Origin of the sequence: uncultured Porticoccus sp. (genome assembly GCF_913061305.1) — a bacterium.
Taxonomy (GTDB): domain Bacteria; phylum Pseudomonadota; class Gammaproteobacteria; order Pseudomonadales; family Porticoccaceae; genus Porticoccus.
Genome location: NZ_CAJXST010000006.1, coordinates 112,221 through 133,270 on the forward strand (window position 1 = coordinate 112,221; position 21,050 = coordinate 133,270).

18 protein-coding genes are annotated in these 21,050 nt (G+C 52.2%); 7 read left to right on the forward strand and 11 right to left on the reverse strand.

Annotated features, from left to right (window positions below):
• Positions 1 to 221: 221 nt before the first annotated feature.
• A complete protein-coding gene (locus QZ516_RS08910; RefSeq protein ID WP_297188594.1) occupies positions 222 to 1,163 on the reverse strand; it encodes a THxN family PEP-CTERM protein in 942 nt (313 codons plus the stop codon).
• A 394-nt stretch (positions 1,164 to 1,557) separates the two neighbouring features.
• Here QZ516_RS08910 and QZ516_RS08915 point away from each other — a divergent pair, with 394 nt between their 5' ends.
• Complete coding sequence (locus tag QZ516_RS08915) at positions 1,558 to 2,631, forward strand: hypothetical protein (RefSeq protein ID WP_297188596.1); 1,074 nt, start codon at positions 1,558 to 1,560, stop codon at positions 2,629 to 2,631.
• Positions 2,632 to 2,652: 21 nt separating this feature from the next.
• Here QZ516_RS08915 and QZ516_RS08920 read toward each other — a convergent pair whose 3' ends face one another.
• From QZ516_RS08920 to QZ516_RS08940, 5 genes are all read right to left on the reverse strand, one after another.
• A complete protein-coding gene (locus QZ516_RS08920) occupies positions 2,653 to 3,516 on the reverse strand; it encodes a ThiF family adenylyltransferase (protein ID WP_297188598.1) in 864 nt (287 codons plus the stop codon).
• A gap of 74 nt (positions 3,517 to 3,590) precedes the next feature.
• Positions 3,591 to 4,349 (reverse strand): PEP-CTERM/exosortase system-associated acyltransferase, encoded by a 759-nt coding sequence (locus QZ516_RS08925; protein WP_297188600.1) that lies wholly within the window; start codon positions 4,347 to 4,349, stop codon positions 3,591 to 3,593.
• Between the two features lie 272 nt (positions 4,350 to 4,621).
• Positions 4,622 to 5,104: a low molecular weight protein-tyrosine-phosphatase gene (locus QZ516_RS08930; protein WP_365333383.1), complete on the reverse strand. Its 483-nt coding sequence runs from the start codon at positions 5,102 to 5,104 to the stop codon at positions 4,622 to 4,624.
• Positions 5,101 to 7,404 carry a hypothetical protein gene (locus QZ516_RS08935; RefSeq protein WP_297188602.1) on the reverse strand — a complete coding sequence of 768 codons (2,304 nt, stop codon included), beginning with the start codon at positions 7,402 to 7,404 and terminating at the stop codon, positions 5,101 to 5,103. Before QZ516_RS08935 ends, QZ516_RS08930 begins: the two co-directional genes overlap by 4 nt.
• Positions 7,405 to 7,431: 27 nt before the next feature.
• Positions 7,432 to 8,211 (reverse strand): serine protease, encoded by a 780-nt coding sequence (locus tag QZ516_RS08940; protein ID WP_297188603.1) that lies wholly within the window; start codon positions 8,209 to 8,211, stop codon positions 7,432 to 7,434.
• A gap of 124 nt (positions 8,212 to 8,335) precedes the next feature.
• Here QZ516_RS08940 and QZ516_RS08945 point away from each other — a divergent pair, with 124 nt between their 5' ends.
• From QZ516_RS08945 to QZ516_RS08970, 6 genes are all read left to right on the forward strand, one after another.
• A complete protein-coding gene (locus QZ516_RS08945) occupies positions 8,336 to 9,931 on the forward strand; it encodes an acyl-CoA ligase (AMP-forming), exosortase A system-associated (RefSeq protein WP_297188605.1) in 1,596 nt (531 codons plus the stop codon).
• A complete protein-coding gene (locus QZ516_RS08950; RefSeq protein ID WP_297188607.1) occupies positions 9,928 to 11,163 on the forward strand; it encodes a pyridoxal-dependent decarboxylase, exosortase A system-associated in 1,236 nt (411 codons plus the stop codon). Before QZ516_RS08945 ends, QZ516_RS08950 begins: the two co-directional genes overlap by 4 nt.
• Positions 11,164 to 11,309: 146 nt before the next feature.
• Positions 11,310 to 11,558, forward strand: coding sequence for an acyl carrier protein (locus QZ516_RS08955; RefSeq protein WP_297188609.1), 249 nt, complete (start codon positions 11,310 to 11,312; stop codon positions 11,556 to 11,558).
• On the forward strand, positions 11,558 to 12,400 hold the full coding sequence (locus QZ516_RS08960; protein WP_297188610.1) for a hydrolase 2, exosortase A system-associated: 843 nt from the start codon (positions 11,558 to 11,560) through the stop codon (positions 12,398 to 12,400). The genes QZ516_RS08955 and QZ516_RS08960 overlap by 1 nt, the downstream gene beginning before the upstream one ends.
• Entirely contained in the window at positions 12,393 to 13,301 is a 909-nt protein-coding gene (locus QZ516_RS08965; RefSeq protein ID WP_297188612.1) for a hydrolase 1, exosortase A system-associated, read from the forward strand. Before QZ516_RS08960 ends, QZ516_RS08965 begins: the two co-directional genes overlap by 8 nt.
• A gap of 79 nt (positions 13,302 to 13,380) precedes the next feature.
• Positions 13,381 to 15,246, forward strand: a complete 1,866-nt coding sequence (locus QZ516_RS08970) for an asparagine synthase-related protein (protein ID WP_297188614.1) — start codon at positions 13,381 to 13,383, stop codon at positions 15,244 to 15,246.
• A gap of 64 nt (positions 15,247 to 15,310) precedes the next feature.
• On the opposite strand, the gene QZ516_RS08975 is transcribed toward QZ516_RS08970, so the two are convergent.
• From QZ516_RS08975 to QZ516_RS08995, 5 genes are all read right to left on the reverse strand, one after another.
• Positions 15,311 to 16,501: a hypothetical protein gene (locus QZ516_RS08975; protein ID WP_297188616.1), complete on the reverse strand. Its 1,191-nt coding sequence runs from the start codon at positions 16,499 to 16,501 to the stop codon at positions 15,311 to 15,313.
• A gap of 72 nt (positions 16,502 to 16,573) precedes the next feature.
• The gene (locus tag QZ516_RS08980; RefSeq protein ID WP_297188618.1) at positions 16,574 to 17,749 is read right to left on the reverse strand and encodes a hypothetical protein; all 1,176 of its coding nucleotides are present in this window, start codon (positions 17,747 to 17,749) and stop codon (positions 16,574 to 16,576) included.
• Between the two features lie 15 nt (positions 17,750 to 17,764).
• Positions 17,765 to 18,931 carry a hypothetical protein gene (locus QZ516_RS08985; RefSeq protein ID WP_297188620.1) on the reverse strand — a complete coding sequence of 389 codons (1,167 nt, stop codon included), beginning with the start codon at positions 18,929 to 18,931 and terminating at the stop codon, positions 17,765 to 17,767.
• 16 nt (positions 18,932 to 18,947) lie between these two features.
• The gene (locus tag QZ516_RS08990) at positions 18,948 to 19,997 is read right to left on the reverse strand and encodes a sugar-transfer associated ATP-grasp domain-containing protein (protein WP_297188622.1); all 1,050 of its coding nucleotides are present in this window, start codon (positions 19,995 to 19,997) and stop codon (positions 18,948 to 18,950) included.
• An 11-nt stretch (positions 19,998 to 20,008) separates the two neighbouring features.
• Positions 20,009 to 21,043 carry a polysaccharide deacetylase family protein gene (locus tag QZ516_RS08995; protein ID WP_297188624.1) on the reverse strand — a complete coding sequence of 345 codons (1,035 nt, stop codon included), beginning with the start codon at positions 21,041 to 21,043 and terminating at the stop codon, positions 20,009 to 20,011.
• Positions 21,044 to 21,050 lie beyond the last annotated feature (7 nt).

The following is a 21,050-nucleotide window of genomic DNA, read 5'->3' on the forward strand; positions in this document are numbered from 1 at the left end:
TCGTTCAAGGTTAAAGCAAACAGGGTTTGCGGACAAATAGATAGTAGCTGAATGGATAGCAGCTGAGTGGATAGTGGCCAGATAAAACAACGTATCTGGGATATGCGAGAGAAGCCCGTTATACATTCCAGTCAAAAAGAGCCAGGCAAAAAAATTCAGGCAAAAAAAAGCGGCGACCAAAGGTCGCCGCTTTCGTACTCACACTTAACTTACAGAGTAGATCAGGCAGACAGGCTACCATTTACTTTTCTGCGACGAACCAGACCCATCAACAACAGGCTGGCTGCCAGCAAGCCCAGGGTAGCGGGCTCAGGGATGTTTTCAGTGGCGAGAATTGCAAACTCGAGCTGAAAGCTGTTTTCCTGGTTTTCTGCAGTGGTGAAACCAATGCAGTTTTCACCAGCATCAGCTGCCGCGCAAGCTTCGGCACTGAGTGGACCCAGACCAAGTGCAGCAACGTATACGTCGTAGGTGAAGCCATCAACCGAGAACGAATCGATCAGGAAAGCCAATGTTGTGCCGTTAAAGAGCTGTGCTGTTGCCAGCTCAAGCAAGTCACTGCCGAGAGCGAAAATATCACCACAGCCAAACCCGTTGAAGGGAACACCCGCCGGACAGGAGCCAGGGGCTTCGGGTCTATTGAGCGTTTCGGTAAAGCTCACACCAAAAGTCACTTCCTGAACTTGATCCGCACCACCACCAGCTGGCGTCAGAACAACATAATCCTCAGCCATTGTGTTTTGCAAAGACTGGTTCTCGGGATCAGTAATCACATAGTTATTGTGGGTAACTACCGGACCCAGGGCGAAAGTCGTGGCATTCACGTCAGTCGAAACCATCAGGCCAGTCGCACCACTACCGCTGGTCAGGTTATTACTTGGAGTTGTGCTATCGCCAGCTTCGGGGTTGATAACCAGGCTGCTGGGCAAGCCGAAGTCGTTGGAGGGATTACCCCAACTCAGCTTGGTGAACCCGTCAACATCAGAAACGCCAGCGGTTGCACCTTCTTTTACAACACCAGCCGGGTTGATCGGCTCTACCCACTCAAATTCCTGGGTATAATCAAAGGAGGTGATCATGGTTGCCGCTGAAGCGCTGCCCACCATTGCAGCACTCAGGCCCAGGCCTATAGCTAACTGCTTTACAAAATTGTTGGTTTTCATTTATTCACTCCTAGAACCTTACAGTTCCATTGTTTGTTTGCCGAAAAGATGAATCTTGGATGATCAGATTAATACTGACCAACCTTTCCGTATTAGTAAGCACGAAGTATGCCAAGACATCTTAGCCCTCCACAAAAAAACCTATCTCATTGATATTTAAATATTTATCAAAAAAATGCTCTTAAGGGGCCAAAGGGGAAATGAAGGGAAACTCGCCGCCTGTAAAGAAACCTGACGGTGCCAACAGGCTTAAAAACTCACGTTTAGCCACTCACTCCACCCCCCCATTTTTTTGTCGATACAGAAAAAAGGGGCATGGACGATAGAGTAAAGGGTAGCCAAGACCGTCACAGATAGTTTTGACCCTGTTCCACAGGCAGCCCATAATCCGGTCATGACAGACATTAATACGATCCTGCAACTGGTTCATGCCGGGCATCGCGCGCCCTCAGCCGACAACTCACAACCCTGGCATTTCCTCTGGAATGGCAAACAGCTGTCATTGCGCTACGATCACGCCAGGGTCGCTGGCCGCACATTCCCCCCCGATAACCAGGCAACACTGTTATCCATGGGTGCTGCGGTGGAGAACATCGTCAATGCTGCGCAACAGCTGGATCTGAAAACGGAGATTCACTGGTGGCCTGAAGGCGAGACCAACCGTGCCTACTACGCTGATCTAGGCTTCGAGCCATCGCCCGTCAAGCCTCTGCTGGAACGCACCAAACAATATCCATCGATTCGTCATACCAATCGTTTCCCCTACAAGAACACACCGCTTCCCCGGGATGTTCTGGACAGACTGGGAGAACTGTCCGAGGGCGGCGCCAAACTGATAGCCATCAATGAACCCAGGCTGATCAGGCAGGTAGGTAAACTGGTTAAATCTGCCTCGGAAATTCGCTTTCAGACCAGAGAGGTTCACGAGTGGCTGATAGCCAGCCTGCGCTTTTCCGAAGATAGTGTAAAAGAAGCTGACGGACTGGATTTAAAGACGCTGGCACTACCGCCGGGCGGCTCGTATCTGCTGAAATTTATCGGTGACTGGAACCGCATGAAAATGCTCAACCGCCTGGGTATCTACAAGTTGCTGGCAACAGTGGACTCAGCGCCTGTCTCAGGCGCACCAGCACTACTGGCGGTGATTGCCCCACCGGGTGCCACCGGTGCGATTGATGCCGGAATGTTGCTTAACCGGAGCTGGAGCTACCTCAATGGCCAGCATATCGCCGCTCACCCGTACTATGTAATCTCTGACCAGTTGGCGAGACTGTCCACCGGCACTGTCCCTTCTGATCTTGTTGGCGCAGCCACAACGCTGGCAAGCAGCTGCAAAAACACACTTGGCTTATCCGGGGAAGAAAGTCTGCACATGCTGCTCAGGATTGGCTACCCCAAAAAGCAGGCACCCCCTGCCTCGCTGCGATTACCGATCGAAAAGGTATTCACCGATACCTCTACCCGATAACCAGGGAAAATCGGGCAATCCTTACCGGATACCGAGCCTTTTCCTGGCAATGAACAAGCCGATTTTTTGTATGGGGTTGGCGTTTCCCCATGGACGCCAGGTTGTTTTCATACAGTTGCGATAGGCATCAAAGTGAAGTCCAAAAGGAGCTGCCAGGACTTTACCACGATTGAGGAGAACCTTGAGGGCATGGGTGGCAGCAACGCCGGCACAGAGCTCGCAGGCCATATTGGTTGATGGACCTTTTTGGGCTGCCAGATCGACCCTGCTGTCATCCACCAGATAGGTTGATTGCAACATGGCGGGGGACAGCCCCAGCAAAAAGTGCAGCAGCTGCTCGTTTTCTGACAAACCTTTCATCCTGAAGTACTGCTCAAAGGTCATCTTTCCCGGCATAAAACAGAGCAGGGCAACCCCCATACCGAGCGGTGCCGCTGTGATAGCAGGGATTCCCTTTTCAGCACATGCAGCAAATACCGCCTGCCTGATATCCAGGGCAAAAAAATCCAGCCCATCAACATAGAGGTCGGCACCGGCGAGAAACTCGTCGAGAGTGTCACTGGTCACACCCTCCGGAAAGGTCTTTATGTCTAGGTCGGGGTTAATTGAGGAGGCCATCTCTGTCAGCACGTCAACCTTGGTCCTTCCCAGGTTGGGGATGGTGGCACCGACCTGACGGTTAAAGTTAGCCAACTCAAAAATATCCAGGTCAGCCACATGGAAGTTGCCGATGCCCAGCCGGGCCAGGGAAAGCAGGTGACTACCACCCACACCGCCCAATCCGGCAATGGCAATTCGTTTGGCGGACAACAGCTGCTGCTCGGTTTCTGTCACCCACCCCAGATTGCGTGAAAATGCTGTTTGATAATCAAAGTTCTCAGCCAAACCTCACTCTCCCGCCAAAACTCTGTCTACTTTTCCATGGCAACGACTGTCCGGCCACAACAACAACTGACTGTCTACCGATTCACAACTGACGCCTGATAGCCGCTATTCACCACAGGGTAAATCGTCTCATAAAGTCCACGTAAATCGGGCAACATGCCCTTAATCGCTTTTTCTGTAGTAGAGAAATAGGGCGCTCTGAGACCATGGTAGTCAACCTCTTCGCCCACCTTCTCGAAATCAATTCCCGATCTCGCCAGCAAACGGGGCAGGAAGGGCTCCATCATGGCAAATGCCATGCTCATACCAGTGATTTCTGCGAGGGAAGTTGCCGCCAAATACGCGGCCACCGAAATCAGGGAAAACGTACGGCGCTCATGAAATGAACAATCGATCGCATCCAGATCACCGAAACGGGTGCGCCCCTCCCCCGCCCGCCGCCTGAAAGCTCCATCAACAGCCAGCCTTGAAACTTCACAAATCGTCTCACGGTTGAGATGGAGACTCTCCAGGAGTTTTCTGTCCAGATTGTCTCCGCAAAAGGCTTCCATTGGCAGGTGTGAAATGCCTTTATTACCGGCTGGCACCAACCTCACACAACCCGCGCCCCTATTGGTTGCCTTGTGTCGAACCAGGCAGTGTAACGAGATATCATCAAAGGCATCCCATTCCTTTTTGGCGGGAAAGCGGTCTATCGGCTCATACCTGAATTCTTCGCAATAAACGTGGTACCTGATGCTATAAACTTCCGCTTTCTGCTCGGGGGTTCCGGCATATTCAACTGTGAAGTAGCGTTGAAAATCCTCGGCTATGGTCAACATACTTTCGTTCATAATGCTTCCCTGTGACCCTTGTCAGATCAGCTGTTTATCCTGCAGCACACTCTCACCAATGCTTTCTCACTAGTACTTTCTCACTACAGTAAAGCACAACATGCTCTTTTCAGCGAAAACCCGCGCGCCACCTCTCCAACCACCACAAAAAGAGAGCATGGCTTATACGAAAGAACTAATAAATACAGATTAACCCCCGGAGATTAACACCCATTATGTGAACTGTATAACTTTCACGACCCAGAAAAGACAACCTCTCTTAGCGGCTCTACCTAATGAAGCAGATTCCGGCGAAGTTCATCAATCAAGCCAGTTACTGCCGAGTCCAGCAGCTGGTAGGTATTTTCAAAACCCTTGACACTGCCGTAAAAAGGGTCGGGGATTTCCGGTTGCTCAGTCTCCGGGCAAAAAGAGCGAATCAACGCCAGCTTGTACACAAGCTCATCAGGGCACATCTGCAGCAAGTCCTGATAATTGTCCTGATCCATCGCCAGGATGTAATCAAATCTTTCAAAATCCCTGGCGACAACCTGCCTGGAGCGGCCGCGTTTCAATTTAACACCAAACATAACGGCTACCTTTCTGGCCCGCTCGTCAGTTCTCTGGCCGGCCATACAGACGTGGGTACCGGCAGAATCCACCTTGACCAGGCGCTGCAAGCCATGGGCCTTAAGTCGATGCACCAAAATCCCTTCCGCCAGAGGTGAGCGACAAATGTTATGTCGACACACCATCAATATGGCCACACCCTTCATAGCTGTGTCTCGTCAGGCTGGCCAACACCACCGTTTTTCGCCGGTCTCAGCAGGCTGGCGAAAACATACAGATAGAAAATCCAGCTCACTCTGGCAGAGTCCAGTGGTGAGCCGAACAAACCAAAGACAGCGATAGCGATGACACCTGCAGAAAATGCGACATACAGCGGCAATGTATTCTGCGGCAAGCATGGCACCAGTGCCGCAGTGACACCGAGCAGCACAAACAGCCCCAACCCGATCCAGCCATTGTCATACCAGGACTGCACATAGATATTTTTGATATGCCAGGGTAAATGCGCAAAATCGTTGTAGAAGAACCAGTGATCAAGCCCTCCGGTAAACTCGCCGTTGGTGAGCAAATTTTCATTACCTGAACCAAATGTCACGTCGTCCAGCTCAACTATCGTGCCCCTGGAAAAGTTTTTCAGGTAGAGGGTCGTAGGCCAGCGGGAGAGCCGTGACCGTTTACCCACACTGGCTGAACCCAGGGTGGTCGACACGGTTGTGAAATGCTCGCCCGTGCCCTCAAAGCGAAGGGAAGACGCGTGGCAATTTGCCCGAAAATTGCTGGCAAAAATCAGGTTTCTTTCACAGATAAACACGGCGAGTCGGGCTTTTTCCGACGCCCTGACCCGGAGCTGCACAGTGTATTTTGTGTCCGGCTGAACGGGAATTCGCTGACCAAAGGCGAGATCCTCCCCGGGGCCAAGCCGAAGATACGCATTGCCACCTTCGCTCTCGATGGAAAAGCTGCCGACAGCACTGACCTTTTCAGGAAAACGGTAAGCATAGTCCGCCGGGAAAGTGCCGATACCGTTGCCCAACAACCTGGCTCGCCAACTGCTGGAACCCGCATCCACAACGTTTTGCCAATGACTCAACCGGGAGTCCAGGTCGCTGGATACGGTATCCATGCGCTCATTGAATTTATAACCACCCAGTGCCACCGCAAAAACACCCGGCAACATCACCAACAGCACTACCGCCAAAAACTGATTAAAGTATGGCTGCGTCCGGAGTCGGACAAACAGAACAATTGCCAGCACATAAAACAGCAGTTGTGCCAGACCAATGGTCAATGCATGCCCGGCTGAACGGTCCACCCAACGGCTGTCAAAATGTGCACTGATCGTGACAGACAGAAGAAGACAACCGGCAAGTAGCCAGCAAATCACCCCCAGCGCCCTGTATCGCTGCGCCAACCAGCCACCGACCAATGCAAAAACAGCCAATCCGGCAAAGGCGGCAAGGGCATAACTGCCACCGCGTGAAAATGACAGCCAGGCCGCCAATATCCCCAGCATCAGCGTGACGCTGATCAGCAGTGAAGGAAAGCCACTCTGCCTGATTCCCGCACGCCAGCGGCACACCATGGAGAGTACCGCATAGGCAACACAGCCAACAAAGAAACTCACGTAGGTTGCGCGGGTGAATCCCACCGTGGCGCAATAGGCCAGCGCACAAAATGCCACCAGTGCATAGATCTTCAGCACCCCTCTGGAACCATGAAAAATCCCGTACAGGGTCACCGGCAAAAGCAACAGCACAATCCCGTCAATCACCTCGCCACCGGTGTGCATATCCGAAAAAATACCGGTGGTGCGATAGGCCGATGCCAGATCAAGCAGCGAATTAACCACGTGATACCAGGCACTCCAGGACAACAGTACACCGAGCGTGCCCCGCTCCCAGAGCACGATCACCCCCAACACCAGCGCCGCCGTACAGAACCCCGTGACCAGCCAGTTAACAGACCGGTCGCGGGCACGGCGGAACACATTCAGCCAGAGGGGTGTCAACAGTAGCGCCCAGAGCATGCCCCTGATCAGTTTGTAGCCATATTCCGGCAAATAATACGGGTTACCGGTAATACTCTCGGGTGGGAACAGGAACACACCCCAGGCGGAAAAACCGGCCAGTACAACCGCACAATAGGCTGCAATCAGCAGCAAAGCACCCTTGCGATGCGACAGACGAAGATCAAAACGTCCGGACAATAGTGCGAACGCTATTGTCGTCAGCATCAACAGATCCAGTTCATTGAACAGAAACCTGCCCGTGTAAGTGGCAAGGTCCAGGCTGACCGTCGCAACCGGCAGCACCAGCAACCAGAGGCGCGGGACAAAAAACAGCAGCACCAGGTAAACCAGGGCGACAACAATCGACAGGCTCCCCACCAGGGGGAAAGACAGAAACGGATACAGTGCCAGCAGCAATAATGCCAGGCCTGTCAGTTTTCCAGAGATATTGAGAATGGGATTTGGCCCCGGTTTTTTTATCGTCTGATCAGAGGGCATATCAGCGTTCCGTTTAAAAAATGTCGGTCATTGGGCAGCCTCAAGCAATGCATTGACATACGCCGAGGGGATGGCATAACTGATGGCAGAGGGATTGTGCAGCATGGCTTCTTTTGATTCTTTGACAAACACACTATTGATCACGGCAACGACCCTACCGGTCTCGACATCGTAAACCGGGCTGCCGCTGCTGCCGGGGTAGGCTGTCGCATCGAGCTGATAAACCTCAAAAGGCTGGCGGGCACGTTTGATTTGCGCGGCCGTCAGCGTGGCAGAGGACATGGCAGGCATCACGATAGGGGTCACCGCAGACACAATACCCCGATGCGTGACTGGCTGCAGGCCCAACACCAGCCCAATCGGGAACCCGGTAAAGGCAATCTCTTCACCTTCGCGGAGAGTACGCGAACTCTCCACCACCAATGGTGGGAGGGCGGGGCCGACAATCTCCAGCAGCGCGAGATCGTGGGCTTCATCTGTTCGGATCAGGGTAGCCGGGTAGACACGGGAAGCTTTCCCCTCACCGCTAAACACCGCCAGTAACTCTTTTTTTTCATTATCGAGCGGTTTCTGAATAACATGGAAATTGGTCACCACCTGTCGGCCGTTACCCACCACAAAGCCGGTACCCCGAAAAGTCGGCAGTTGCCCCCGACCATCCGGCCCCTTGTTCGGGAAGACCGTGCCGATGCCGACCACCCCGCCCCTGATCTTGTCGATGGTATCCGGCAGCCCGGCCACAACCTGAGCGACCGGCATCAGCGATAAACCGCACAGCAAAAGCAGGTAACGTACCAATAACCTCATGAGCTGGAATCCCCGACCGTCCGCGTTGAACTTTGGCCACAGGTTACGTGCATTTGATAAAAATCGCTATAATCCGGCATCTTCCGAAAAACCGGGACAACTCAACGAACGGATCGCGCCCCCCATGTCAGATCTTCTTCACCAACTCATCAGTCATCAGTCCATGCGAACACCTGATGCGATGGCGCTGTATTTCAAGGATCGTCAATTCAGTTACCGTGAGTTGCAACAGCAGGTCGACGCTGTCTCATGCGGCCTGCTATGTGCAGGCCTGAATCGCGGTGAACGGGTAGCGACCTATCTGCCAAAAGTGCCGGAAAATGTTTTCGGTCTGTTTGGTGCCGCCCGCGCCGGAGGGGTGTTTGTCCCGGTCAATCCACTGCTCAAGGCCAACCAGGTGGCCTACATTCTGCGCGACTGCAATGTCCGGATACTGATCACCTCGGCACAACGGCTGGAGCAATTGGCTGTGGTACTACAGGAGTGCCCCGATCTACGGACTGTGGTGATTATCGACGACAAACCCCGGCCACCATCAGCAGCAGCAGCAGCAACGCATTATGCCCTGCTCGGCTGGGACAGTTTCCTCAGCAGTCAGAACGGCCAACCGCCCCACCCACATATCGACAGTGACATGGTGTCCATCCTCTATACCTCGGGCAGCACCGGCAACCCGAAAGGCGTCGTACTCTCCCATAAAAACATGGTCACCGGCGCCAGAAGCGTTGCGTCCTATTTAAATAATCACGCGGATGACCGGCTGCTGGCGGCCCTGCCCTTCAGCTTTGATTACGGACTCAGCCAACTCACCACTGCATTCTCGGTGGGCGCCTCGGTGGCCCTGATGGATTACCTGCTGCCCCGGGACATTATCCGCAGCATTCAGCGCTACAACATCACCGGCCTGGCGGCTGTCCCGCCACTGTGGAACCAGCTGGCACAGCTGGAATGGCCCGAGGAAACTGCTCGCTCACTGCGCTATATCACCAATAGCGGTGGCGCCATGCCGGCGGCCACCACCAGCAGGCTGAGAGCCGCCCTGCCCGATACAAAGGTTTTTTTGATGTATGGGCTCACCGAAGCATTCCGGTCCACTTTTCTGCCACCGGAGCAAATCGATCAACGCCCCGACTCAATTGGCAAGGCAATACCCAACGCCGAGGTTCTGGTGATCCGCCCGGACGGCACACCCTGCAACGCCGGGGAACCGGGCGAGCTTGTCCACCGTGGGTCACTGGTGGCCATGGGCTACTGGAACGACCCGCAGAAAACCGCTGAGCGTTTCAAGCCAAGTCCCGGCCAGCCCACCGGGATTCCCCTGCCGGAAATTGCAGTATGGTCGGGCGACCAGGTGCGCAGGGACGAGGAGGGTTATCTGTATTTCATCAGCCGACTGGATGAAATGATCAAAACCTCCGGTTATCGGGTGAGCCCCTCCGAAGTTGAAGAAGTCGTATACAACCTCCAGGGTATCAGCCAGGCTGCTGCTCTCGGGCTAGCTCACCCGATGCTGGGGCAGGCCATTTTGCTGGTGATAACAACACATGGCACAGTAACGGCATCAGAAGTCCTGCAGCACTGCAAAAAGGAACTGCCCAATTTCATGGTGCCCCAGCAAATCGTTATCCTCGAGCATATGCCTCACAATCAAAATGGCAAAATAGACCGAAAGCATCTTGCCACTGAATACCGCGACCTTTTCAAGGAGCCTCAGGCGTGAAAAAAGCATTACCGGAACATGTACCGATGGACCAGTTCAAGGTGATAGACAACTGCCTTCAGGTGGGTCATGTAGCCGTCGACCGACTCGCCGAGCGGGTGGGGCAAACACCCTTTTATGCCTACGACCGGCAGCTCATGACAGAGCGGGTAGCCGCACTGAGAGCGCAGTTTCCTGAGGATATCCATTTACACTACGCCATCAAATCCAACCCGATGCCTGCCGTTGTTCAACACCTGGCGGGGCTGACCGACGGGCTTGATGTGGCGTCGCTGAAAGAACTTCGCGTAGCACTGGATACGGGCACCAGCCCACGCAATATCAGCTTTGCCGGACCGGGCAAAAGCGATGTCGAACTGAAAGCGGCGGCAGCGGCGGGCATTATTATCAATCTTGAATCCGCCGGGGAAATGGAACGGCTGGCGACCATCTGCAACCAGACCGGCCACCGGGCCAATGTCGCCGTGAGAGTTAACCCCGACTTTGAACTGAAAACCTCCGGCATGAAGATGGCCGGCGGCCCAAAACCTTTCGGCATCGATGCTGAAGAGGTTCCCGCCGTGCTGAAGCGGCTTGGGCAACTCGACCTCGCCTTCCAGGGCTTCCACATTTTCAGTGGCTCACAGAACCTGCGACCGGACGCCATCATTGAGGCCCAGACAAACACCTTTGCCCTGGCACTGAAACTGGCCGATCACGCTCCATCGCCTGTCCAGTGGCTGAATATCGGTGGCGGCTTTGGCATTCCCTACTTCCCCGGCGAACAACGACTCGACCTCGGCCCTGTCGCGGATAATCTTGCAACCCTTCTGGCCCGCCACAGGGCCGACCTGCCAGAAGCAGAAATTGTTGTTGAGCTGGGCCGCTATCTGGTGGGTGAGGCCGGCGTCTACGTCTGCGAAGTCATCGACCTGAAAAAATCCCGGGGTGAAACCTATGCAGTGACCAATGGCGGGCTGCACCATCATCTCGCTGCATCGGGCAACTTCGGTCAGGTGATCAGAAAAAACTATCCGGTCTGTATCGGCAACCGGGTGACAGGCGATCCGCTGACACCGGTAAATGTGGTGGGGCCGCTGTGTACCCCACTGGATATCCTCGGGGATAAATACGCGCTGCCGCCCGTTCAGATAGGCGATCTGATTGTGGTCTTTCAATCTGGCGCCTATGGCTATACCGCCAGCCCGCACCACTTTCTGAGCCACCCTGAGCCGGTTGAGGTCCTGGTCTGATCGCCCGACCAAACGTCGACTACGGCTCCGGGTGATAAAAAATCTTCACAACCTGCCACACCACTACTCAATTCTGTGCTGAGCTGGCAGAATGCTATCCGGCAGGCTGATCGCCCCGGATTTATGACGAAAATGGAACAACCTCTATGAGTTTGCAAGCGGACATCATTCAAATTATCAATGACGTACTTATGCTCGACGGACAAACCACTGAGTTTGACAGTGACACCGGCCTGCTGGGATCCATACCGGAATTTGACTCTATCGCTGTGGTCTCGCTGGTGACTGCACTGGAGGAAGAGTTCGGCTGTGCTTTCGATGATGACGAACTCAATGCCGATGTATTCGCCACCATTGGCAGTCTCACAAAAGTCGTCGAGCAAAAGCTGGGCTGATGAATCCTTCCTGCAGGCTCGAACCCGCGTATATCGCCGGGAGCAGAGGCAAACTGTTTGCACTCCACTGCGCACCTGCAGCTCGAAATGACCGTGCAGAATGCGTGATTGTCGCCCCCTCCTTTGCCGAGGAAATGAACCGTTGTCGCTATATGCAGACTATGCTGGCGCAGCAACTTGTCGGCCACGGCATCTCTCTGCTATCCGTTGATCCCTTTGGTACCGGCGACAGCCAGGGCGAGTTTGTAGAAACCGACTGGCAACAGTGGATCAGGGATCTCATCACCGCAGCAGACTATGCCGGGCAGCTCGGTTACCGAGCTGTCACCCTGCTGGGTATCCGCCTCGGTGCGCTGCTGGCAGCCGCCGCCGCACCCGAGGTGAAAAACCTGCAACGGCTGGTCTTCTGGCAACCGGTCAGCAACGGCAAGCTCGCTCTCAATCAGTTTCTGCGCATCAAAATTGCCGCTGCCATTGGCCGCGACGAGGACGGCGGCACCACTGCCCAGTTTGAAGAAGAACTCAACCGGGGGAACAGCATTCAGGTGGCGGGCTATGATGTTTCTCCCGCGCTTTTCAGGGGAGTCCAGGCTGCCCATTTCGATCAATACCTATCACCCATCACCGCACCGATCAGCTGGTTTACGGTACTGACCAGCGAAGAGCGCAGCACCCCCCGCGCCGATCTGAAAACCATCGAACAATGGCGCTCCGAGGGAAAACAGATCGAACATCTGACCAGTATAGGCCCCGCCTTCTGGCAGGCTCACGAGCGGACCCTGGCACCCAATCTGGTGAACAAGACCATCAGTCATCTGACCGGGGTACCCCAACATGAATGAGCACGCGGTTGTTTTCCCCTGCGAAGAGGATGCATTGTTGGGCATCGTTCACTCACCGGACCAGGCGGGAACCACCGGCGTGGTAATCATTGTGGCCGGCGGCCCTCAATACCGGGTAGGCGCCCACCGCCAGTTTGTTGTGCTGGGCAGGGAACTGGCTCGACAGGGTATTCCGGTATTGCGCTTCGATCACCGGGGAACGGGTGACAGTGGCGGCTCTTTTCGCGGGTTCCTCGACATGGATGCCGATATTCGGAGTGCCATCGACACGCTTTTCAAACAGTGTGGCAACCTGAAGCGCGTGATGCTCTGGGGTGAGTGTGAGTCCGCCTCGGCCGCCGCTTTTTATGCCTACGGGGATCCCCGGGTGGCGGGCATCTTTATGGTCAATCCCTGGGTCAGAACAGAGGCAGGGCAAGCCAAAACCTACCTCAAACACTACTATTGGAACCGGCTAAGAGATCCCCGTTTATGGCAGAAAATCAGGGCCGGCCAGTTCTCCCTGATGCGCTCCCTGAAAGCCTGGCTACAACTGCTCAGGCATGTCGCCAAAAGCAACGGCGATTCGAAAAAAGCTTCAGACGCAGAAGAACTGACGTCGCTACCATTGCCCGAACGCTTAACCAGGAGTCTGCAACGATTTCCGGGAAAGACGTATATTCTGACCAGTGGTAACGACTATATTGCTCAGGAATTCAAAGACTTCACGAACAGCTCGGTTGTCTGGAAAAGCTCCGGGCTACAGGAAAAAATCTTTTTTAATGAAATGGCCGATGCCGACCATACCTTTTCCCGGACGGTCTGGCGTACAGAACTGTTCGAGCAAACCGCGCAATGGCTGAAGAACCATTTAACGGATCAGTCCGATCAAAAATCTGCGAACACCAACAACGACCACTGATCGACCACTGAATAATGGTTGCTACTGCCATCCCGCCAAACCCGAATAAATGGACCGCAAACAAAATGGAGTTCACGCCATGACCACCAGCCATCTGCCGCCGCTGCTCAACCACTATCTGGCGGGTTGGTCCTGCTCTGCAACAACAGCATTCAGCTCAGAAAATGCGCTGGGCAGAATGGTGAAAGCCGCCAACAGCTCACTGCCCGATATTTCAGCCGAAAACGGCACATCGGCCTGTGCCAGCACCGATGTGCTCTATCAGACAGCTAACGGATCCAGTTTTGCCATGATTGGACAGCCGGAATGGACCGAGGAACACATAGCCAGCAAAGCCCGCGAGGAAGGCCATGGCGCAGCACTGGCAATGGCCCACGCTGAATACGGCAGCCGCTTTTTACAGGTATTAAGGGGCCCGTTCGCCTTCGCGGTTATCGATAACTCGACGGATACGGTGATGCTGGGTACCGACCGGATGGGCCGTCACCCACTTTATTACACCGAGATCGATCACGGACTGGTTTTCGGTTCGTCGGCATCCATTGCACTTGCCAATGCGAACCCGGCTGAGGAAGCCGAAAAAGCCAGGCTGCAAACCCAGGGCCTTTATGAATACGTCTATTTTCATATGGTACCCAGCCCACATTCGATATTTGAGGGACTGAAAAAATTACCCGCCGGCCACCTGTTGCTTTACTCGGAAAACCAGTGCGTCGTCAGCAACTACTTCCGGCCCGTGTTCAAGGAACAATCGCCGGATGGATTTACCAGCCTCGGAGCGGAGCTCAAGACACAGTTAAAAGATGCCGTTGAACGCTGCATCAAGCCCGGCGTGAAAGTGGGGGCATTTCTCAGCGGCGGGCTGGACAGCTCTTCCGTGGCCGGCATGTTGTCTGAAATCAGCCCGAACAATGCCCAGGCATTCTCGATCGGCTTTTCAGCCAAGGGTTACGATGAGATGGCCTACGCGCGCCTCACCGCAAAACACTTCGGCATCCAGCTCCACGAGTACTATGTCACGCCAGAGGATGTGGTGAAGGCCCTGCCAATGGTCGCCGCCAGTTATGACGAACCGTTCGGCAACTCCTCTGCCCTGCCCGCCTATTTCTGCGCCAAACTGGCCGCCGAAAACGGTATCCAGTGCCTGCTTGCCGGCGACGGCGGTGACGAACTGTTTGGCGGTAACGAGCGCTATATCAAGCAGCGGGTATTTGAAAACTACCAGAAGTTTCCCGCAGGCCTGCGACGCGCCTTCATTGAACCGCTCATCAATGCCCTCCCCAATGCCATACCACTGGCCGGCAAGGCAAAAAGCTATCTCCAGCAGGCCAATGTTCCGCTTCCCGATCGCCTGCAAAGTTATAACTTCCTGCACCGCCATGCCGCGAATGAAATTTTCGACGATGAATTTCTGGCGACAGTCAACACCCAGGCGCCGCTCCAGTTGCTTAGAGAAACATACCATCGGGCGACTGACGCCAGTACGCTCAATAAAATGCTGTATCTGGACTGGCAATATACCCTGGCGGATAACGACCTCAGAAAGGTCAGCCACATGTGTGAACTGGCTGGCGTGGATGTCGCTTATCCCATGCTGGATGACGGTCTGATTGACCTGTCATGTCGGGTACCTAGTGACTGGAAGATCAAAGGCAACGACCTGCGCCATTTTTACAAAGCCGCACTGAAGGGCTGGCTGCACGACGACACCATCAACAAGAAAAAACAGGGTTTCGGCTTGCCGTTTGGGGTATGGATGGAAACCCATAAACCGCTTCAGGAAATGGCCTATGACCATCTACTGAACCTGAAAAAACGCCAGTTTTTCAAACCCGCGTTTATTGACCAGACCATAGACCTGCACAGAAATCAGCATGCTGCCTATTACGGGGAACTGATCTGGATTCTGATGGTGCTGGAAATGTGGTTGGCCCAGCATCAATAAAAGGCATCAATAAAAAATACCCATAAAACACCAACCGCCACCAGACACCCAATAGAAAATAGTGTCAGTTCTTTTTGGAAAACATCGACTTAAAATAAGCAACCCACGACCTGACATAAAGCATTCTGTCGCCGGGGTACCATAGATCTGACTTGATTCTAAAATCCAGAAATCGGCAAAAAAACCCGGCTACAGAGCGCCATTTTTGCCATATAGCAGGTTGCCTTGAACGCAGGCGGGAAAGCAAATAGCCAATTTCACCCGGCACCGTATGACGACAAACCACTTTCCTGTTGGGAGGACCAAGGTTTTTTACAGCGTGGCCGAAGAAAGCATCTGTCTGTAACCTGGGATAGTTTTTGCCGGAATAGAGATCAAGGTGGAGGTATCCCCAAAAACGCGCATTGATTTCAATAAACCAGAATCGATCCGTTTCAGGTTCCCATTTGTACTCCATCATGGCGACACCCTGCCAACCCAGTATCTCCATTTTTTTTCTCGCGTCTGCCAGGATAGCCTCGTGCCAAAAACTCTCCCGCAATGACATCATGCCGCCTGTCCATGGCTGCATATGGACACCAAGCACCATACTCTCAGCCATAAACTCACCCTGATGACGCCACAAACTCACCCCAACTTTTTTTCCCGGCACATATTCCTGCCAGAGAAGCGAGTGATAGTCGGGCAATAGTTGCCGGATATGATGATGCAACGCATGGATATCTTTACAGAAAATAACTTTCGACCCGGTATTTGATTTTGCTTTTTCTGCATCGGCTTTGACAAAAAAAGGCCCTGTACCCATTGAGTCATCAATAGCGAGCTGACCGAGCTCCGCTTCACTACTGACAGCCCCGCCGACGGGAATATGCCAATCCAGCTCGGGGAGTCGGGCTTTAAGCCGGGCCTGGGTTGCCACCTTACTCAAACAAGTCGATACAACCTCGACATCAACCGCGTCGGGCAAAAGTGGCGAAAACTCACCATAAGCGGCGTTAATTGCCTGCAGGAAACCCTCGCTGGGCACAATCATCTGAATATCATTGCATTCAATGTAAGACCTAAGCCAGGGTACAAATTCACTATCGGTATAGGAAGGATGGCATTCGTAAGAAGACGTAAACGTTGAATAAAACCCCAGCGCATCCGGGGTGGGGGCAATAGCAAAAATCCGATAGCCGGCCTCCCCCAGGGAACGAATAACAGCAATCATTCCTAGGGCATTCGCTTCAGCAACAAGTACGTTTTTATTCATCAAAGTTATTCATCAAAAACATTCAGTCGAGGTTAGCGAGCCGGACCCACTGTATCCCGACAACCCGACAAATCATATATCCCCATGGCTCGGGCTTCGCAAGGTAACACGCCACGAGACCCATTCTGGTGGTTTTATTTTTCGATGGAGTTTTCTTAAAAGACCATTCAATAAGTATCGATCTACAGCGGCCAGTGTATGACTAATTTGGTACCGGCGATAATAGCGATTGAGTGTCTTATAAACTTCATTATTGTCTACTTGTCTCGCCAAAATCATTAAATCTTTGACGGCATCAGCCGCGCCTTCAGATGTTGGCCGCATAATTTTTAGTGAATCGATATCATCTAATTTTGCCAGTGATAGAATTTCTCCTTCAAGCAAATAAATTGCAGTCATACTTCTGATACATTTTGAGCATTTGCCACAGTTTTCATGAATACTGGCCCAGCAGACCTGAAGGTTGTTTGCTATTCTTTCATCGGACAATATTTCTTTTGTTTTTTCAGTCCGTCGATGGCTTGCACCATGGTGAATTACCAGAGTTGACTCGGTACTCCACATAGGATCACTTAAAGGGTGAGAACCCCAAGGAAATAGAGCGTCATAAGTAAACGAAGAGGGTACAAATAACTTTTTCATACCTATTGCGCCACCCATTGAACATAGCAACAAACCGTGTCCAAAATGCCAAGATATCTTTCTTTTTATCATCCACTCCCTAACATTGGTCTCTATCGGAACGAGAGTTTTTCCCAGTGACGCTGCAAACGCTGTTTGTTGCAAAACACGACTATCCCAAGACACCTGATCACGACCCTGATCAAAGCTTCGACACATGAGTAAATGCGTTATTTCATCTTTATGACAGAGGAGTGTGTGAGAGCTATCAACTCCAGCCGAGAAAAAACTGCCAACTTTTGTGTTGTTATTAACGTTATCGGAAGTCTCTGCACGAATATCAATGATATTGAGATCTGTATTCCAGGAAGCGTAGATCGACTGTAACTCTTTCAACTGCTCATGAAGCTGAAAAGACAAAGGGACACTACTCTGAATCTCGATTGGCTCGTTTCTGGCCATCGCCTCTAAAAGTGCGATGCCCACAAAATATTCAACCGACAAAACCAATTCGAATTGTTCTGGAACGCTTAAATAAATTCTATCTTCATCAATTAATGCGGATAGCACATTAAAGCCGTCAACCGTTTCGAGCTTAACATCTGATATACAGACACAGCCTTTCATTTTAATTCTCCATTGTCAGTCACTGTTTTTATTCTGCATTGTGACGCGCCAGTTAATCCAATCGGGGTTTTTAACCCTTCGGTACAGTCTGCGAAAGAGACTACCCATCAAATACTTGTCTACCAATACAAAAGTCTGGCTCAATTTGAATTGTCGATGATACCGATACAAAATTTTGTATATCTTTATATTATTACTTTGCCTGGCTAGAAGCATGGCATCCTCTAAAAAGGTCGCACCACTCTCGTCATGGGCTTTCAGCATTTTTAGCGTACTGAAATCCGTAAAAGGCGGTAGGGAATTAATGGGGATACCCAGAAGATACACGGCGACCATGGTTCTTACACATTTAGGACATTTGCCACAGTTTCTGTCTGTGCTAGCCCAACAGACCTGAAGGTTGTCTGCGAAAACTGGATTTTGCAATATGAAGGCCATTTTTTCACCCCGCCTTGCCCCTGCATCTGCATGAATAATTTCTGTGGATTCTGTGCTCCACATAGGATCACTCAGTGGATGGGAGCCCCAAGGGAAAAGCTCATCATAGGTATGGGAAGCCGGTATATAAATGCGGCGCATACCTAATGCTCCGCCAGCGGAAGATAGCAGTAGCCCGTGGAAAAAATGTGAAGATATTTTGCGGCCTATCGCCCAGTCCTTGGCGTTTGTCTCTACCGGAACAAGGGTTTTACCAATCGACTCGGCGAACTTTGTCTGTTTTTCTACTCGCTTATCCCAGGAGGCCTGATCATTTCCCGAATCGAATGCCCTGAACAATATCAAATGGGTTATATCCTCCAGATGTGTCAGCAGTGTATGAGTACTGTCTACACCCGCAGAAAAAAAGGACCCAGTTTTCTGGTAATAATGTTGATCTGAAATTGTATCGGCCTGTATTTCTACAATAGAAAGACTGCTATTCCAACAGCGATAAATAGCCTGAATCTCGTTCAATGCACCGTGTAATTTTTTAGAAACAGGCACGCCCTCAACGGAAAGAATCCTGTTGCTGATCATGGCCTCAAGCAGGGCAACACCAACAAAACACTCGGCTGACAGTGATAGCTCAAAATTAGCTGCAACCCGAAAATAAACGTAGTCACCATCCACGTTCGCACTCAGCTCATTAAACCCGCCTTTAGTAACGAGTTTAATATCTGATATGATCAATTTTTCAGTCATACAATGTCTGCCAATATTATTGGTTTAACGCGTTGCGTGAGGGCATCCTTGTATAGGCAAACCCGCTGTAATCGGGATAAATATTCAACTCAAGAATAACCGGCCCTGCCACAGAAAAGGCAATATCAACGCCTGCGAATCTGATTTCGGGGAAAACATGCAGTGAGTTTTTTGCCAGCTCAACCGCCTCCGTGAACATAGGCATCCGGGTTCCAGCCAGCCTGGTTAAACTGTCCGGGTGCTCCTGGTAAAATACCCACGGTTTATATTTCGTGAAGCCCGCTTTAGCGATTCCGGTGGACACATCAATGGGAAACACGATAGCACCCGAGGTGGCATTATCAACAATAGCCCCCGTGCGACCCGCCCTTAAGAAAGCCAGCAGACAATCGACAGTCCCGTCGCGTTTTTTGAGCACGCCTATCCGGAGTGTATTAACGCTGGATTGATTGATTGCCGCATAATCCGGGTGTTGCTCAAGGTATTTCTCGATCAGCACACCGCCCTCTTCTGTTTTATCGATACTTGAAACAAAACTGTCTGTCTCCAGCCAGGTTCCGGTTTCAAGGTCTTTGACCTGTCCCGCTGAATGATATTCGATCGCCCGAAAACCCTGACCGCCCCAGGATTCAATGAGCTTGAAACAGATTCTTGTTTTATCCTGCTGCTTTTCCAGCAGGGCCTTCAGGTCGGCTGCTGTCCTCAGCGACGAACCATCAGCGGCCAAACCGTCTACAGGGTCATAATGACCGAGCAACTCCGGGGTCGGCTGCCCATAGGCCGTCAGTACCGCTTTTTCTATCACCTTGTTTTGTGAACTCTTGTGGTAAAGGCGGTTATTGAGACGGTAAACCTGCCTTTTATAACCAGCCGTGCTCAGATAGCCCAGCACATCGCGGAGAGGGAAGTCCTGCCTGTACATTTGCGCCAACAGGTAAAAGCCCGGACCTAGGCGGGAACGGATAAACAACAGCAGCATTTCCGTCAGCTGGCGCACAATACTTTTATTGCCCGGTTGCGCTGATAGCGTCCGAATAGTACTGAGGTACTTTTTTACTTTTTCCATTGTTCTTCAAATCATCCTGTTTTCAGCCATTTGAAAAAAGATCGCTTCAGCTCAAGCAAACCGGACAGTTCCGCCTCAAACTCCAGGTCTGAAACATGTTCACCATCCAGAATTCGTGGCAGCGCATAAATCTCGGCACCCCTGCCGACCAAACCCGACGCAGTGGTTGTGGCTGAGGCAATACCCAGCTTTTTCAGGTCTGGCCAGATAGTCCGATCATACACGCCACTGGGGTAACAGAAATGTTGCAGTGGCTGTTCTGTCAGAGGCTCCAGTCGCGCACGATTATCCTCTATCTCCTCTTCAACACAGAAGTGTCCCGCTTTTGAGATTCGGTGACGATGGGTATGCAGTTGAATATCCAGACCGCGCCGGGACATTTCCTGAACCTGTGAAGGACTGGCAAGGTGAAACCACTTTTCTGAGCAGATCAGCTCCCGGTCAAAACCCAGTTGATCCGCCACCTGCCAGAGAAAGGCCTGCCGCTCTTCTTCACCGGGCAACTGTTCGAGATGGCACTGCAGTGTTGTGGCAAGGTCTGACCGCTGGTCACTTTCTGCCAGGTCATAAACCTGACCACCGGGGATGCCGAGATCGGCAAGGCTTACTCTCGCCAAACCTGTCCTTGAGACCAGATAATGCAGCGCAACATTCACCACTGGCCACTGTTTTTCACTGTAGTAACTGGTGACATACAGGGTTGCGGGGAATTGATGCTTTTCCAGCTCGGGGAGCATATGCAGGTAAGTGCCATACCAACCATCATCAATGGTCAGCACCACCGTATTGGCTGGCAGTGTGTTGTTTTCCCGGCGGGTCAAAGCCTCATTCAGGCTCAACACCGGATAGCCAAGCGCCTGGATTGTCTGCATTCTTGCAGCAAATTTACCGGCACTCATAAAAAGATAGTTGCCATAATGGCCCTGGCCGAGCCAGATTCCGTGATAGGCAAGTATCCGAAGATCACGAGCCGTTATCCAACGGCACAGGGCAAACAGCCCCGTATACTTCGCCAAATGAAATATCCACTGTTTCATTTCTGACATTTACCCT

What these genes read in the sequence shown, in the direction of transcription:
- QZ516_RS08965 (WP_297188612.1), top strand. Translation starts at nt 12,393, where the DNA reads ATGAATGAGCACGCGGTTGTTTTCCCCTGCGAAGAGGATGCATTGTTG.
- QZ516_RS08910 (WP_297188594.1), bottom strand. Translation starts at nt 1,163, where the DNA reads ATGAAAACCAACAATTTTGTAAAGCAGTTAGCTATAGGCCTGGGCCTG.
- QZ516_RS08960 (WP_297188610.1), top strand. Translation starts at nt 11,558, where the DNA reads ATGAATCCTTCCTGCAGGCTCGAACCCGCGTATATCGCCGGGAGCAGA.
- QZ516_RS08935 (WP_297188602.1), bottom strand. Translation starts at nt 7,404, where the DNA reads ATGCCCTCTGATCAGACGATAAAAAAACCGGGGCCAAATCCCATTCTC.
- QZ516_RS08995 (WP_297188624.1), bottom strand. Translation starts at nt 21,043, where the DNA reads ATGTCAGAAATGAAACAGTGGATATTTCATTTGGCGAAGTATACGGGG.
- QZ516_RS08945 (WP_297188605.1), top strand. Translation starts at nt 8,336, where the DNA reads ATGTCAGATCTTCTTCACCAACTCATCAGTCATCAGTCCATGCGAACA.
- QZ516_RS08970 (WP_297188614.1), top strand. Translation starts at nt 13,381, where the DNA reads ATGACCACCAGCCATCTGCCGCCGCTGCTCAACCACTATCTGGCGGGT.
- QZ516_RS08925 (WP_297188600.1), bottom strand. Translation starts at nt 4,349, where the DNA reads ATGAACGAAAGTATGTTGACCATAGCCGAGGATTTTCAACGCTACTTC.
- QZ516_RS08930 (WP_365333383.1), bottom strand. Translation starts at nt 5,104, where the DNA reads ATGAAGGGTGTGGCCATATTGATGGTGTGTCGACATAACATTTGTCGC.
- QZ516_RS08990 (WP_297188622.1), bottom strand. Translation starts at nt 19,997, where the DNA reads ATGGAAAAAGTAAAAAAGTACCTCAGTACTATTCGGACGCTATCAGCG.
- QZ516_RS08985 (WP_297188620.1), bottom strand. Translation starts at nt 18,931, where the DNA reads ATGACTGAAAAATTGATCATATCAGATATTAAACTCGTTACTAAAGGC.
- QZ516_RS08915 (WP_297188596.1), top strand. Translation starts at nt 1,558, where the DNA reads ATGACAGACATTAATACGATCCTGCAACTGGTTCATGCCGGGCATCGC.
- QZ516_RS08975 (WP_297188616.1), bottom strand. Translation starts at nt 16,501, where the DNA reads ATGAATAAAAACGTACTTGTTGCTGAAGCGAATGCCCTAGGAATGATT.
- QZ516_RS08955 (WP_297188609.1), top strand. Translation starts at nt 11,310, where the DNA reads ATGAGTTTGCAAGCGGACATCATTCAAATTATCAATGACGTACTTATG.
- QZ516_RS08980 (WP_297188618.1), bottom strand. Translation starts at nt 17,749, where the DNA reads ATGAAAGGCTGTGTCTGTATATCAGATGTTAAGCTCGAAACGGTTGAC.
- QZ516_RS08940 (WP_297188603.1), bottom strand. Translation starts at nt 8,211, where the DNA reads ATGAGGTTATTGGTACGTTACCTGCTTTTGCTGTGCGGTTTATCGCTG.